The following is a 14749-nucleotide window of genomic DNA, read 5'->3' as shown; positions in this document are numbered from 1 at the left end:
ATTTTTGCGACTCTGACTGAATGCCTACTTTATTAGAACAACCACCTACGCGCGAACAATCAGAAGTAACCACAACCGCAAGGTCGGGAAAGCTATTGCCTGTTATCTTCGCTCTACTTTCGATTATCGTTGTCATTGCATCTCTGCACTATGCAACCAAAACCGACGAAGACCAACTTGAAGTATTACAAGCCAAGATAGATAAGCGTGAACCCTTAAAGGATTACGAAAAAGAAGCTTATTGTGATTTGCTTTGGAAGGTAACACAGATTCGATTATGTGCTTGCAAAAAGAATTTTATTGAGGATATTGGAAGTCTGACGGGCTATCCAGTTAAGAAGGAAGACTTAGACTGGCGAGATTCTGGAAAGACGTTCGAGGAAGCCTTAGAAGAAGCATTCCGTAGAACGGGCATACCTAAAGAACAGTTTGTGGCAAAGAAATGGGGACTCGATATAAACGGGAAATCAGGCGTTGTCGAATGGAAAGGTCCAAGGGGAAGCGAAGTAAGTGTAGATGCTCCGCATGAAATCGATGGTCCAGATGTTTTTCATATTGGATTTAAGGCATTAGATGCAGATGACCAAAAAATTAGAGGGCATATCTTTTTAGATTGTGTTCCCTATTTTAGAGGAAAAAGGAAAGAAAGTGATTAACTTTGTAAAAGAAAGTCTGAATGAAGCACTGACGACCACCAATTATACTGTTGGAGAAATGTCTGCACTCGAATCAGTTTTCTTTCATAAGAAAGTTTCTGAAAAATTTGCTGATGGCAGGGGACTACGATTGTCTATTCTGGGAAGCTGTTGGTAAAAGAGGTGGTTTTAGCGTTTGTAATGAGAATGCGTGGAAATGGCTAGATGAATTTATTCAACTAGACGAATGCCTAATCTTTTTTGACCAAACCGATGATTCAACAGTTTACATGTTCCAAGAAAACCAATCACTTACTAAATTCCTAACTAAATTACAAGGTTATGTTTTCTATATCACCAATGAGAATCTAGATTTTTTAATATACTTTAATGACAGCGATTATCTTCGCGGTATAGGCACAGCCGAACCTTGGCTTCGCGATAAGGTTAAAGAACTTTCTAAGACTGGTTGGGTTGATATGGAAGGGAAGAGTTATTTGTAAAAAATTGTCGTCTTGTGAAGTATTGCAATAGTTGATTGGTAACTATTAAAAAGCCTGTCGCTCGCCAAAATGCAATCTGCAATGATTACTTGGAGGAGGAATGCCAACGGTATACATGGTGTAACCCTCCGAGTATAGGAATTGCATTTGGTGAATAAAGTTTTACGGGTAACGGCTCATAAACTCGACCAAGTGGTGAATCTTTATTTCTAAATAAATGAGACCGAGAGTTATTGTAGTAATGAATAAATTCCTTGAGAAGCTTATCAAGATGATCTTCACTAAGAGGAATCACATGATCCAACAACTCTCTTAGAATCATTGTCCATGATAAGGCATTTAGAAGAGTTTCTACAAAACCGAAAGCATTACGAATCTGCTGTTTCATCCAAGCAGGGTTTGATGAAAGGTAGAACGAAAGTAAATGATTTCTCTGGTTTTGTGCGAGATGATAAAAGAGTACAAAAGCTTTAAAATTCCAAGTATATGAAACACAAAAATCCATAAAGGGATAATTTTATCTGCACGATTAGAAAGAAAAGTTTTCCAAGATTGCCTTGCTTTGTTATTCGGGAAGAGTATTTTTAAATAACGTGAGACGGTTCTTTCGGAGACTTTAAAACCTAGATGTAAAAGTTCTGCATGAATTTTAGTTGAGATGTATGTCGGATTCTCAGTTTTGATTCGACAAATGAGTTCCTTTATCTCTCGTATAATAGGCTTCTACCCGCTATTTTTCGAAATAAACCTTTGAGATAAATGACCAATAGACTTTGAAAAGATTGCTGATGCCATCCGATTACGGTTTCTGGGTTGAACGATGAAAAGATAGTCTTTCCAATTTGACAGAAATCGTTTTAAAAATACCCAGAATAAAAATGAAAGTAAAGCTAGGTTTGATTTTCTTTCTGTAACGAGCGAAGGATTCTTGAGTTGGTGCTTGAGAGCGAGATTGGGGAGTAAGGAACGATTGGAATCATTGAGTAAGATTTTAAGGAATAAGAATTGAAATAGAATAAAGAAGACCAAAGACATGAAAGGAGGATATATAAAAGTTTTTAGCATTGAGGTAAAAGAATAAAAAGAAATAAATATTAGAATAACAATAATAAAATACCAAAAAAGCTAGACAGAAAAGAAAAAAGCCTAACAATTACCGACCGAGCCATGCTCAGCACCAACTGAAAGACTGAGTAGCAATATGCGAAATACAATTTTAAGAAAAGTGAATAGAATAGTAATAAGCAAATGTAAGAAGTCGCTAGTGAGACTTCAAAGTTTCTTAGCCCTGTTTAGTTTTGTATTTTCGGTATGTTCTGCTTCGTTATTTTTAATACCTAGTTCATTGAATGCACAAGATCCGATCTACCCGATAGGATTAACAGGCGGTGGAGCAAGTGGAAACCCAACGTTGCAATTGAATAATTATGATGCGGCAGGGATGGAAGATTTTGTTCAGGATGCGAATGCACAAGCGGGTGATGTAGATAGTTGGGTTGCGCTTGTAGTGGATAATATTGGTATGCTTTGCGCATCGTGGAAAGCGAGGCTGATTTACAGATACAAGATTATGTAAATAATTTGAACGTGAGTGATAATTACAATGGGGTGGCGCATCATCGTGATGCGCTCAAAAGAATTGAATTCGAAAGAAGCAGCACTTGCATTATGGGAAAGAACTGCAATGACAGATATAAATTCTACAATTGGAGAAGTATGTAACTAGCTTAACCGGTGGGATAGAAGATGAAGCCAGTTGATTACAATACAGAGAGTAGCCAATCAAATGCAACTGAGGTATTATCCAATAACAGACTAACACCAGAACAGATAAAAGCAAGCTTTGCGGAGAGTAAAGAGGTGTGGGAAAATCAGTTCCATACGTCAGCAGATACTGGATTAAAACAATACGATGATTCCTTAGATACGATAAATGCAAATTATTTGCGCTTTATGCGTCAGCTAGATAATGCGGATGGAACCTTCCAACAGAATTTACAAGCAATTCAGGAATACAAGAATAATGTGAAAAGGGGATTCGCACTACTGTAACAAACTTAGAAAAATTTTTAAATGAGCCTCAATGATAGTTTGTTTGGAGGTTCTAACGGTAAAAGCCGGACACAGGCAGGGCTTGACTTAAATTCACTCATTGTTGAATTTAGAGCATTGCTCGCTCCGAATGCACAAGATGATTTTAGTTTCATACTTACAGAGTTGGCATCTAAGATGAGGGAGTATTTAGGAAAACAGGCAGGGGACGCAGCAACAAGACAAAGGGCATATGCAGACAAGATATTAACACCGTATATGAATGATGTTGCAAATCCACAGTTAGCGAATATTAGTTCTAACCCGGATTCGCAAGATGGTAAAAAGCAATTAGCATATCAAGATGAGATGTATAATAATATATTTCGTTGGACTATGCCCGGTGGAGCAGGAAACAGTCTTGAACAAATTTTAAATAGATCCTTAGCTTCCAACCAAGAGGTTACTCGAATATTATCAGCAAATATATTTTCCAGTTCTCATCCTTGGTTTTGGGATGATGCAATCAATAACAGCACACATACAGCATGGGGCACAGAAAATAATCTTTTGAAAGATAGAAACAATTTTCACATTTGGAAAGAAACATTAAATGCATGTAGTATTTGCACACCTTTAAATCATCAACAGGATGCATTTTATTACAAGATCAGTTATGAAGTGAAAGATAAGACTGCCGAGACAAACGCGGTTACCTGGGGAAATTTTGCAAATCAATTGAACACTCAATTTAGCAACTGGCAAAACAATCTTATCCCCACGATTAGTAATTGGGAAAGCCAAGCGGCTAATTACAATAACTTCTACCATCAGTGGAAGAGTAATGCAGATACTTTAAGAGCAAACGCAAAGACAGAATACGAGGCATCCACAGCGAAGATAGAATCTGATAGATCAAAATGGCTACTAGCGATGGAGAATCAAAAGAAAGATGCAGATAAAGAGTGGGATAGTATAGAGAGTAAACTCACAACAGGTGATATGACAAAAGGAGACTTGAGTGCCCTACTCTCGCAAACTCCGAGTGCAGATGCGATAGCGGTTACGGATTCTAATGCGCAAGTGAATAGTTTCAATACTACTCTCAACAATTTACAAAATACAAAGTTTAACTTTCAGAGCACAGACTACCGAGATGAGATAGCCAGATACAATTACGCTGGTGAAAACCAAAAGATGGATTAAGTGAATTAAAAAAATTTGGTATAGCTGAGACGATAAAGTCAGCCTTGACTGATCCATTTTCGAATTAGAATTCATATTCAATTTTCAATCCAGAATACAACGCTCCTTCTACGAGCGTAACCGGTATTAACCTTAAAACTGCTTTTACGAGTGCATTCAATGGAGTTCAGAATCTGGCATATGTAAACGGAACAACTGATGCTGCGGACAGATACCAAAAGGAATACTATGATTCGATAGTGAATCAATACAAGTATACGTTTAAAAAAGATGTAATGGATGCAAGAAGGAAACTGCACTAGATAATTATATGTTATCGGAATTCAAATTAAGCAAAGCCCAAGTGGATGATATATTGTCTGGTAAAGCTGCATTGAAAGGTGGAATAGATTTAAAAGCGGCAAGAACAGCATTTTTGAATAAATTAAGCGATACGGATTTGTTAAGTGCGTCGGAGAAACAGCAAATGAGAAACAGGAACGTGCTACAAAGATTTAGCAAAGTGCGCATTCATGGAAACAAATAAAGACCTAAAATCCATAACAGTAGAAAACGGGCAAATCGTGATTACGCGTGAGATAAGTGATGGAACTATTCATCTTGGAGATGGCGGTGTGCCAAAAGAAGGCGAGCCAAATTACAATCTAGTTGGTGGTTATCAATCCGGTAAGAAAACAGATGTTATCCGTGTGAACATGGCAAGGATGGGAGTTGTAATACAAAATCCAAAGGATTTATTTACTCAGTGGACAAACGAAGATTACAATGCAATAGCGGATAATTTGAGTGATAAGGCAACTGAACTGTATGCGTCAGCGGAGAAAGATAGTAAGTTAATAACCACAGGAATCAGTGATTCAGTAAAACGTGGAGAGCAGTTGATGCAAGTAGCGATGGGAGCAGCACAATCGGCAGTAGCAAAAGACGAGATGGTAAAGAGTGTAGTGCAGGCATATCTGACAGGAGGAATGGCAGGGATACAGTCGATGGTAAAGGACAAAATCCGAGATGCATTTATTGATAAGGTAGCAGAGGCAACGGGCATTAACCCGGACTTGGTGCGATTTGCGACAGGAAGATTTGAACAGGCTAAATTAACAAAGAAGATGAATAACCAGGCAGCGGGACTTGGACGTGGAGTTGGTGCTGTGATGGGTGCTGGTGTAATGATGGCAATGGGTCCTGTAGGTCCGCTCATGATGGCAGGTCCACTCGGAGCAACAGCACTCGGTGCAGGAGCAGGAAACAGATTAGGAAGTAACATGATTTCCGGTGGCACATTGCGAACAACATTGAATAACCCCATCGTAGACGCTGGTCTCACGATGTCATCGGGATTAGCAGGTGCAATGATGGGAGGTCCTGCGGGACTTGTTGCAGGAGTAGCGGCTAAGAACAAATTGATGCAGAGTAGTTCTGTTGTATCAAACAACAACCAATACAATGCGCTGCAACAACAAGAGAATGCATTAATCCAAGACGCAGCCGGAGCAGCAGTAGCAAACGCAATCGGTAGACCTGATGCTGCGGGTAATTTTTCACAGATACTAGGTGGACTCAAGAAGAGACAAGTGGCTAAGAAGAATAATGCGAACTTGGGTAAGGTTGCTAGTAGTGGTGTAGCCAGTGCTCTTAATATGGCAAATGGAATGGTGAAGGGTATTGTGAAGAATGCAGTAATAGCCGTAGGGGGAAGTGCAGATACATTCGACCACTTGACGGCTAATCCATTTACTCCACCAGCAACGTGGACTGGTGCGGCTAAGGTGGATATGTCGAAGGATGGTTGGAAGGATAGGATTCAAGAATATGCAACAGCGGAATTTCTTGAGGCTAATGGCATGGATGCGGATTTGGCTAAGACTGTGGCTTCTGCGACCAATGCGAAGATCAAAGCAAAGAAAGCGAAGAAGGAAGAGAAGACAAAGGCGATTGAGTCTACAGCACAGACGGCGTTGGCTGTGACAGCGTTAGTTATAACAGGAGGCACTGCTGCACCTGCATTAGGAAGTGCGTTGACTGGTAGTGCTGGTGCTGGTTTTTATGCAGTGCAAGGGGCTAATATAGCGTTACAGGCTGCGATTGGTTCAAGGACAGGTGGAGTGCAAGGGCTGTAGCCGGAGTTGTGAATGGAACATTACAGTCATTAGCTGCAACGAACTTAGGGAACATTGCTAAAGGAGCAGATAAGTTGGTAGAGAAAGCAGATGAGATTCAGAGTATGGCGATTAATAACCCGTTAATCGCTAAGACACTGGCAGCGACTAATGTGAGTTACACCAAGGAAGATGGCTGGGGGATAAAGGCAAATGTAAGTGGAGTGGTTCAGGCTTTGGGAGTTAGAGGTGGACTTAATTTCGAAAGATTTACGAATGTCACTATCGGACAAAGCCAACGCGGTGGAGCAAGTGTGAATCTCGGTTTTAATACAGGTGCAGGAACGCTTGGGGTAAACTACACAGGGGCGACGGGAAGATTCGATGGGTCGTTTGATATAATGGAGAGACAGGCAGGGACAGGGAAATTAAGTGCAGAGTTAAACTACGGAGAAGATGGATTTAGCGTTAGTGGAAATGCTGATTTAGGAAATGGACTTGGGTTTGGATTAGAGAATGGACGAAGTGGAATGAGTGGTTCGCTTACCATTCTAGGTAGCACACAAGGCACGGTAGACGGTGATGGGAATTATGAGGCTAATGGCAACTTCTTGGGTGAGATTAGTGGTCAGGATATAATTGATTTGAATAATACTCGTCAACAACAACGAGAGGCAGAGGAAAACGAGCGTAATCCGGTGAAATCAGCGAAGGATGCGGCTGACGCGAAAGAAGCGCGGGATGATGATGCTAAGGAAGTTGGTGGTGAGGAAGGTCCTTCTGGTTTAGTTGATTTAGCGTTTGCTGGTTTGGGTGTTGTGATGTCTGCTGGTGCAGCGTTCTTGGCTGGTGGTGGTTCGAGTTCGGCTTCGCCGACTACTCCTGCGAGTGGTCAGGGGGCTGCGGGTAATGGTGGTAATGCTACGGTTGCTAGGCGAAGGGAAGATGGAGATGATGCAAGACCAAGTAGTGTAGTGGATAATAATGATTCTAATGGAAGATTTGGCTTTGATCCTTATAATGATGGGACAGGTAGCACAATGTCTGATGCAGGCGTGATGCCAGCAGAACGAGTGAATCGAATAGAGAATGAGTTAAATAGAATTAGTCAAGAATCAAATATTCCGATTATAGTCTCGCAAGCTACTACTCCAGGGCAAATGATTAGTCAAAATTCTGTTCCTGACTCAAAATCCTTAAAGATAGAATCTGATTTAAAAAAACTGTTTTCATCTGGTAAGGAAGGAGATAGTGTAATTTTGACAAATGGTTCTAAAATAGTAGTAAATAAAGATGGTGGAATGGATTTACATCTGACAGGAAATCAGGTCATAAAACTTAAATCGAAAGATGATTTTAATCACTTATTGAGTAATTCTTTTTTCGCTGATAATAAACTTAAATCTAAGTTAAGTAATACTGATGTTCGAGGTATACTGGAATTAGGGGTAGAAAAATATTATTCACAGTATAAATTAGAAAAAGATCAAAATGGGAGAATTGTTAACAAAGGCAATAAGGTTACATTACCCGATGGTTCAATTGGATATATAGCCGGAAATCCGAATGCGAAAAATATAAGAGGAGAGGGTAGTTATAATTATCTGATGAGTGGGCAAGCATTTAAAGATGACGCAGATTTTGTTAAGACAAAACAGAATGGAAATTATAAGGATCCGGAACGCGGTAATTCGTATACTTTTTATAGTAGTGACAATGATGCGTTAGTGAATCAGTTAAATTGTACATATGACTCATATGTAAATGTATTAAAAGCTCAGGGGTTAGTTCGACCAGATAAAACACTAATGCAAGTAGATCAAGATTTAGCAAAAAAAGGAGTAGGCTTTGGAACAGTAAGAAATTGGCCAGGTTCTGAACTGGAAAACGTTGCTTTAAAAAAGAAACAGCAAGAGCTTGGTCGAAAATTAACCAAGGACGAAATACGAGTGGTCAAAAGCAGTGTAACAAAAGTAGATCAAGGGATTCATCAAACGGTTTTGAATATTTCTTCTGAATCCGACTGGGCTAAGTTGACTGGAGAAAATAAAAAATATAAGTTAAAAGTTCTTAGTGAGTCAGAGATGACGAAACAAATTGATAAAGGAAATGTAGTCCTTTTTCGTTCAAAATCTGAAACACCTGTCTGGAATGACGTTCATAATGTAGTAGTTACTTCTAGATTTAATATGAGTCACAACGGAAAAAACGTTCAAGTATTTTCAACCGATGATTCTTTAAGCCCTCGAAATTCATTTAATACAGGTTTAGCAACTATGACAGAGGCTAACAGAATAAATTTATTTAATTCATCTGTCCATCATAGTAATAGTTCTACGCGGTCTCGAATTGGATTAGTTGAGGATAAATGAAAATGATTTTAGCATTTCTATTATTCTTATTTTTTTACGGAACCGCAACAGCGGATGATTTTATTTTGAAAGCAGATTATGCAAATAAAGAATATATATGTAGTATCGAAGAGTCTGCACACAAAACAGAAAAGTCCTTTCCTTTTCATAAATTTCGACTAGGGTGCACATTTTTTCAAAAAGTGATGATAGGTCATCAGTCTGGTTCTTTAATGGGAGTTATTGTACATAAAAATAAAGGAGAGTATTTGGAATGGATGGAGCGCGGAAATCAAAGTGGTTTTTTGCCAATGACTAATAATTGTTTTATAAGCGTTAGTCATTGGAAGGCAATTAATCCTCTGGATTTTAAAAAATATAAATCGAGTCCAGTGAGATATGAAAAATATCGCGTCAATTTCCTGGATGTTTTTGAGATGATTCGAAAGGACATTTCTGATACTGAGTTTTGCAAGTAAGTGCTGTCGCTGCGTCGTTCGCCAAAATGCAATTGGAGTTTTCTTTAAGGCTAACAAAGCTTACCTACTCCAAGCGAAAGCGATCAAGGCGGTGTCAATAATTTGCTTACTAGGAAAAGTCTTTCGCTTCACCCCAAAGAGCAAATTATTGACAGTAGCCGCGAGCGCGGTCGGTGTGAATTTGGAAATCGTAGAGACGCACGGCTGTGCGTCTCTCTATCACGAAAGGATAACACCGATTCGCCCAAGAATCGTGGCGAAGCGTTGATGCAAGTAGCGATGGGAGCAGCGCAATCGGCAGTAGCAAAAGACGAGATGGTAAAGAGTGTAGTGCAGGCATATCTGACAGGAGGAATGGCAGGGATACAGTCGATGGTAAAGGACAAAATCCGAGATGCGTTTATTGATAAGGTAGCAGAGGCAACGGGCATTAACCCGGACTTGGTGCGATTTGCGACAGGAAGATTTGAACAGGCTAAATTAACAAAGAAGATGAATAACCAGGCAGCGGGACTTGGACGTGGAGTTGGTGCTGTGATGGGTGCTGGTGTAATGATGGCAATGGGTCCTGTAGGTCCGTTAATGATGGCAGGTCCACGGAGCTACAGCACTCGGTGCAGGAGCAGGAAACAGATTAGGAAGTAACATGATTTCCGGTGGCACATTGCGAACAACATTGAATAACCCCATCGTAGATGCTGGTCTCACGATGTCATCGGGATTAGCAGGTGCAATGATGGGAGGTCCTGCTGGACTTGTGGCAGGAGTAGCGGCTAAGAACAAATTGATGCAGAGTAGTTCTGTTGTATCAAACAACAACCAATACAATGCGCTGCAACAACAAGAGAATGCATTAATCCAAGACGCAGCCGGAGCAGCAGTCGCAAATGCAATCGGACGACCTGACGCTGCGGGGAATTTCTCACAGATACTAGGCGGGCTCAAGAAAAGACAAGTGGCTAAGAAGAATAATGCGAACTTGGGTAAGGTTGCTAGTAGTGGAATAGCTAGTGGAATGAATATGGCAAATGGAATGGTGAAGGGTATAGTCAAGAACGCAATCATCGCAGTAGGCGGAAGTGCAGATACATTCGATCACTTGACGGCAACACCATTTACTCAACCAGCAACGTGGACTGGTGCGGCTAAGGTGGATATGTCGAAGGATGGTTGGAAGGATCGGATTCAAGAATACGCAACAGCAGAATTTCTAGAGGCTAATGGAATGGATGCGGATTTAGCAAAGACTGTTGCATCAACTACGAATGCGAAGATAAAAGCTAAGAAAGCGAAGAAGGAAGAGAAGACAAAGGCGATTGAGTCTACAGCACAGACGGCGTTGGCTGTGACAGCGTTAGTTGTAACAGGAGGCGCTGCGGCACCTGCATTAGGAAGTGTATTGACTGGTAGTGCTGGTGCTAGTTTTTATGCAGTGCAAGGGGCTAATATAGCGTTACAGGCTGCGATTGGTTCAAGGACAGGTGGAGTGCAAGGGGCTGTAGCCGGAGTTGTGAATGGAACATTACAGTCATTAGCTGCAACAAACTTAGGAGCTTTGACAAAAGGATCGAAGGAATTGGTAGGGAAAGCAAAAGAGGTTCAACAAATAGCATTGGACAATCCAATCTTGATAAAAGCACTCGCAGCGACTAACGTAAGTTATACCAAGGAAGATGGCTGGGGGATAAAGGCAAATGTCACTGGAGTAGTGAATGCACTTGGAGCAGATAAAAGCTTACTCAACAAGATAGCAAATTCGTTTAACAGCGTCACAATCGGACAATCACAGCGAGGTGGGGCAACTGTCAATTTGGGCATTAGCACTGGATCTGGAACGCTCGGATTAAATTACACAGGGAATTCGGGCAATTGGGATGGATCGTTTGATGTAATAGAGAGACAGGCGGGAACAGGAAATTTAAGTGCAGAGTTAAACTACGGACAAGATGGATTTAGCGTAAGTGGAAATGCTGATTTAGGAAATGGACTTGGGTTTGGATTAGAGAATGGACGAAGTGGAATGAGTGGTTCGCTTACCATTCTAGGTAGCACACAGGGCACGGTAGACGGTGATGGGAATTATGAGGCTAATGGCAACTTCTTAGGTGAGATCAGTGGTCAGGATATTATTGACTTGAATAATACTCGTCAACAACAACGAGATGCTGAGGAAAATGAGCGTAATCCGGTGAAGGATGCGAAAGATGCCAAGAACGCAAAAGATGCAGGTGACGCGAAAGAAGCGCGGGATGATGATGCGAAGGAAGTTGGTGGTGAGGAAGGTCCTTCTGGTTTAGTTGATTTAGCGTTTGCTGGTTTGGGTGTTGTAATGTCTGCTGGGGCTGCGTTCTTGGCTGGTGGTGGTTCTGGTTCGGCTTCGCCGAGTGGTTCTGCGGGTGGTCAGGGTGGTGCGGGTAATGGTGGTAATGCGTCTACTGTTGGTAGGAAGCCTGAGGATGAGAAAGATGGGAATACTTCGCAAGATGGTGATGACGAGCATAAGAAGAAAGCTGCTGCTGATTTAGAGAAATCGTTAAAGATAAAGGAAGAAGTAAAGAAACGTCAGGCGGAAAATAAACCAGATATAGAAGTCGAAGGTCTTGCTCAGGATAAAAAACCAAACACTGCTACGGATGTGCCACAGGGTTATACAAAAAGAGAATCTATTTTTGATTCTATAAAAAATTACTTTGGCATTGATTCGACGGATACGAATCCTAACACGTCATCGAATTTAACAGGCAAGGGCAAATATGAACTCAAAGGAATTAGTGATAAGATTCCAGCCTTAAAGGATATAAAGAACCCTCTGACTACAGTTGAGTTAGTAAAGAAAGATTATGAAAATCAAAAAGTAAAGGCGGAGGAGAAATTAAAAAATATTTCCGTTGATAATAATTTAAAAAAAGAAATCGGACAATTTAAGGTTCAAAATTCAAAACTAGTAGATAATGACGGTAAACCTCTATCGAAAGATAAGGTTGATAGAATCTTCCAAGTTATGCATGAGAAACTTGGTGGGGAGCCAAATATTCATTTAGCTAAGATGATGGCTATTAATAATCTATTAAAGGGAACCAAAGAAGTAGATTCAGTAGATGAAAAAGGAAATCCTATTAAAGTGAAAGTTGATGTAATTGAAACAACGGTTTATGGAGAAAATTTTAATTTAAAATCGGATTATTCCGAAAGAAATGCGGTAATTTCAAAATCTTTAAATTTATTGGAGGGAAGATTGTTTGCAAATTACGCGATGGCAATAAAGCAAGCTAGAGCGGAAGGAGTAGATGTAAAAGAAATAAAAGTGAATTCAACATTTAGAGGTTCCCCTAATGGGCATGAAGGGGAAGCATTAGATGTAAGATCGATAACGATAAACAAAGATGGAAAAGAAAAAGAAATAGTTTTGGATTCAAAGCATTCATTAGCCTACCCATCAGAAATAGAAAAATTTCATAGAGCATTACTTGCACAACCCGGAGCAAATTTTCTTTGGACACCATGGAAAATGTTTAATGTCAATGCTAAGTCTGGAGAATATTCTAATACGACTAATCAGGTTTTGAGACTAATGAATAATGCAGAGTTTAAAGCCGCTGCTGTTGAATATAACAATCAAATTGATGCAATAAAAACGAAGCAAGGTGAAATATATGCTAACGATAAGTTGATTAAAGAGGCAAAAAATGATGAGGACAAAATAAAAAAATTAAAGGAAGAAAAAGCAAAATTAGAAGAAGAAAAAAAGGCTTTAGAGGAAGCAAAAGAAGAGTATGGTAAAAGTAAAAATAAGACCATTGATAAAGATTTTGCAGATATAGCACCAACACAAGACTGGCATCATCATCACCATGATCACTATAATGTAATCAAAGCAGAAACAAATACAATTCCAAAAGGTAAGAAAGAATATGAGAATAATGGTCTTATTAATTTTAATCCAAGTAACTGAGGCTTGTTATCTTTTTAAAAGTGAAAAACCACCTGAGTATTACGTGATTCAAAGAAACCAATTTAGAAAAAAAGGATTTGTGTATGAATGTAAGAAACATGCTAGAATTAAATTTAGTAATAGCAAGTATAAAGACTTAGCGAGTGATATCGAATTGTATTGTCTAGAAAAAAATATAGTGCACAGTTTTCATTTAAAAGATTTTAAAAAAAAGGTTGAAACTTCAACAGACAACGATGGAACAATATACGATAAACATCAAAAAGACTATGATAATGATTATATAAATGATAATATATACAATTTTGAACCTGCTAAACAAGACCATTGGAAATATGGTGCAGAGATTTTATGGGATGTTATAAAAAAAAGTTACAGAATATCAGATTTAAGATGTTATGGGTTGTATCGAAATGGTGTCTATAATCAAGAATATCTTACTATGGAGTTTGATAAAGATGGTAATGTAACCAAAAGAGAATATATTGAACAAGAGTTAGATTTGGTGCCTTACCTATGTGCAGAAATCATACCCTTTATTTCAGAAGGAAAATATGAAGTTATATTTGATGAGTTAAAAGTATTTGAAAAGCCATCCAAAGAATCAAAAGTATTTTTTACCCTAGATGAAAAAGATAAAGTGGATGTAATTGAAGATACTCACGTATTTGCTGAAATAAATCATGATGTAGCTCCGTTTGTTAAAATAAAGACTGAAAAAGGAAAAGAAGGTTTTGTATTTGGAGCAGGTATTGCAGAAATACGATAAATCTTACCTACTCCTACGCGAAAGCGATCAAGGCGGTGTCAATAATTTGCATAGTTCGAAAAGTTTTATGTTACACAAAGAAGAGCAAATTATTGACAGTAGCCGCGAGCGCGGTCGGTGTTGTATTAGTAGAGGCAGGGGCTTGATTCATCAAGACCTCATCACGAAAGATAACACCGATTCGCCCAAAGAAAACGGGCAAATCGTGATTACGCGCGAGATAAGTGATGGAACAATTCATCTTGGAGATGGCGGTGTGCCAAAAGAAGGAGAGCCAAATTACAATCTAGTTGGTGGTTATCAATCCGGTAAGAAAACAGACGTTATCCGTGAACATGGCGAAGATGGGGTTGTAATACAAAATCCAAAGTTTATTTACTCAGTGGACAAACGAAGATTACAATGCAATAGCGGATAATTTGGTGATAAGGCAACTGAACTGTATGCGTCAGCGGAGAAGATGATAAGTTAATCACAAAGAATTACCGATTCGGTGAATCGTGGCGAGCATTGATGCAAGTAGCGATGGAAGCAGCACAATCGGCAGTAGCAAAAGACGAGATGGTAAAGAGTGTAGTGCAGGCATATCTGACAGGAGGAATGGCAGGGATACAGTCGATGGTAAAGGACAAAATCCGAGATGCATTTATTGACAAAGTAGCAGAGGCAACGGGCATTAACCCCGATCTTGGTGCGATTTGCGACAGGAAGATTTGAACAGGCTAAA

General features: G+C 39.6%; 16 protein-coding genes. 15 read left to right on the top strand and 1 reads right to left on the bottom strand.

All coding sequences use genetic code 11. The annotated features are described in order from the left end of the window. Positions 1-20 precede the first annotated feature (20 nt). From IPH52_05365 to IPH52_05355, 3 genes are read left to right on the top strand one after another with little or no spacing between them, the layout of a single operon-like run. Positions 21-656, top strand: coding sequence for a hypothetical protein (locus IPH52_05365; protein MBK7054470.1), 636 nt, complete (start codon positions 21-23; stop codon positions 654-656). Beyond that, positions 649-813, top strand: a complete 165-nt coding sequence (locus IPH52_05360) for a hypothetical protein (GenBank protein ID MBK7054469.1) — start codon at positions 649-651, stop codon at positions 811-813. The genes IPH52_05365 and IPH52_05360 overlap by 8 nt, the downstream gene beginning before the upstream one ends. Then, complete coding sequence (locus tag IPH52_05355; protein ID MBK7054468.1) at positions 770-1138, top strand: hypothetical protein; 369 nt, start codon at positions 770-772, stop codon at positions 1136-1138. The genes IPH52_05360 and IPH52_05355 overlap by 44 nt, the downstream gene beginning before the upstream one ends. A gap of 85 nt (positions 1139-1223) precedes the next feature. Here IPH52_05355 and IPH52_05350 read toward each other — a convergent pair whose 3' ends face one another. Further along, a complete protein-coding gene (locus IPH52_05350; GenBank protein ID MBK7054467.1) occupies positions 1224-1526 on the bottom strand; it encodes a hypothetical protein in 303 nt (100 codons plus the stop codon). Positions 1527-2402: 876 nt separating this feature from the next. On the opposite strand from IPH52_05350, the gene IPH52_05345 reads away from it, so the two are divergent. The 12 genes from IPH52_05345 to IPH52_05290 all read left to right on the top strand — a co-directional run bounded on the left by IPH52_05345 (position 2403) and on the right by IPH52_05290 (position 14739). Next, the gene (locus IPH52_05345; protein MBK7054466.1) at positions 2403-2714 is read left to right on the top strand and encodes a hypothetical protein; all 312 of its coding nucleotides are present in this window, start codon (positions 2403-2405) and stop codon (positions 2712-2714) included. A 170-nt stretch (positions 2715-2884) separates the two neighbouring features. Then, on the top strand, positions 2885-3190 hold the full coding sequence (locus IPH52_05340; protein ID MBK7054465.1) for a hypothetical protein: 306 nt from the start codon (positions 2885-2887) through the stop codon (positions 3188-3190). 21 nt (positions 3191-3211) lie between these two features. Next, positions 3212-4375: a TIGR04388 family protein gene (locus IPH52_05335; GenBank protein MBK7054464.1), complete on the top strand. Its 1164-nt coding sequence runs from the start codon at positions 3212-3214 to the stop codon at positions 4373-4375. A 310-nt stretch (positions 4376-4685) separates the two neighbouring features. Then, entirely contained in the window at positions 4686-4901 is a 216-nt protein-coding gene (locus IPH52_05330) for a hypothetical protein (GenBank protein ID MBK7054463.1), read from the top strand. Continuing rightward, on the top strand, positions 4888-6492 hold the full coding sequence (locus IPH52_05325) for a hypothetical protein (GenBank protein MBK7054462.1): 1605 nt from the start codon (positions 4888-4890) through the stop codon (positions 6490-6492). The genes IPH52_05330 and IPH52_05325 overlap by 14 nt, the downstream gene beginning before the upstream one ends. A gap of 8 nt (positions 6493-6500) precedes the next feature. Continuing rightward, a complete protein-coding gene (locus IPH52_05320) occupies positions 6501-8843 on the top strand; it encodes a hypothetical protein (GenBank protein MBK7054461.1) in 2343 nt (780 codons plus the stop codon). Next, positions 8840-9301 carry a hypothetical protein gene (locus tag IPH52_05315; GenBank protein MBK7054460.1) on the top strand — a complete coding sequence of 154 codons (462 nt, stop codon included), beginning with the start codon at positions 8840-8842 and terminating at the stop codon, positions 9299-9301. The genes IPH52_05320 and IPH52_05315 overlap by 4 nt, the downstream gene beginning before the upstream one ends. A gap of 102 nt (positions 9302-9403) precedes the next feature. Beyond that, on the top strand, positions 9404-9946 hold the full coding sequence (locus IPH52_05310) for a hypothetical protein (GenBank protein MBK7054459.1): 543 nt from the start codon (positions 9404-9406) through the stop codon (positions 9944-9946). Position 9947: 1 nt separating this feature from the next. Next, positions 9948-13253 (top strand): hypothetical protein, encoded by a 3306-nt coding sequence (locus IPH52_05305; protein MBK7054458.1) that lies wholly within the window; start codon positions 9948-9950, stop codon positions 13251-13253. Beyond that, positions 13222-14022: an SH3 domain-containing protein gene (locus IPH52_05300; protein ID MBK7054457.1), complete on the top strand. Its 801-nt coding sequence runs from the start codon at positions 13222-13224 to the stop codon at positions 14020-14022. The genes IPH52_05305 and IPH52_05300 overlap by 32 nt, the downstream gene beginning before the upstream one ends. Continuing rightward, on the top strand, positions 14006-14440 hold the full coding sequence (locus IPH52_05295; GenBank protein ID MBK7054456.1) for a hypothetical protein: 435 nt from the start codon (positions 14006-14008) through the stop codon (positions 14438-14440). Before IPH52_05300 ends, IPH52_05295 begins: the two co-directional genes overlap by 17 nt. A gap of 95 nt (positions 14441-14535) precedes the next feature. Further along, a complete protein-coding gene (locus IPH52_05290; GenBank protein ID MBK7054455.1) occupies positions 14536-14739 on the top strand; it encodes a hypothetical protein in 204 nt (67 codons plus the stop codon). Positions 14740-14749 lie beyond the last annotated feature (10 nt).

Source organism: Leptospiraceae bacterium (assembly GCA_016708435.1).
Classification (GTDB): Bacteria; Spirochaetota; Leptospiria; order Leptospirales; family Leptospiraceae; genus UBA2033.
This window is presented reverse-complemented; position numbering and strand designations above follow the sequence as displayed.

Excerpts from the sequence above, each read along its gene's own strand:
- IPH52_05325 (MBK7054462.1), top strand. The coding sequence starts at position 4,888 with ATGGAAACAAATAAAGACCTAAAATCCATAACAGTAGAAAACGGGCAA.
- IPH52_05330 (MBK7054463.1), top strand. The coding sequence starts at position 4,686 with ATGTTATCGGAATTCAAATTAAGCAAAGCCCAAGTGGATGATATATTG.
- IPH52_05300 (MBK7054457.1), top strand. The coding sequence starts at position 13,222 with ATGGTCTTATTAATTTTAATCCAAGTAACTGAGGCTTGTTATCTTTTT.
- IPH52_05335 (MBK7054464.1), top strand. The coding sequence starts at position 3,212 with ATGAGCCTCAATGATAGTTTGTTTGGAGGTTCTAACGGTAAAAGCCGG.
- IPH52_05340 (MBK7054465.1), top strand. The coding sequence starts at position 2,885 with ATGAAGCCAGTTGATTACAATACAGAGAGTAGCCAATCAAATGCAACT.
- IPH52_05355 (MBK7054468.1), top strand. The coding sequence starts at position 770 with ATGGCAGGGGACTACGATTGTCTATTCTGGGAAGCTGTTGGTAAAAGA.
- IPH52_05305 (MBK7054458.1), top strand. The coding sequence starts at position 9,948 with ATGATTTCCGGTGGCACATTGCGAACAACATTGAATAACCCCATCGTA.
- IPH52_05315 (MBK7054460.1), top strand. The coding sequence starts at position 8,840 with ATGAAAATGATTTTAGCATTTCTATTATTCTTATTTTTTTACGGAACC.
- IPH52_05350 (MBK7054467.1), bottom strand. The coding sequence starts at position 1,526 with ATGAAACAGCAGATTCGTAATGCTTTCGGTTTTGTAGAAACTCTTCTA.
- IPH52_05290 (MBK7054455.1), top strand. The coding sequence starts at position 14,536 with ATGCAAGTAGCGATGGAAGCAGCACAATCGGCAGTAGCAAAAGACGAG.
- IPH52_05365 (MBK7054470.1), top strand. The coding sequence starts at position 21 with ATGCCTACTTTATTAGAACAACCACCTACGCGCGAACAATCAGAAGTA.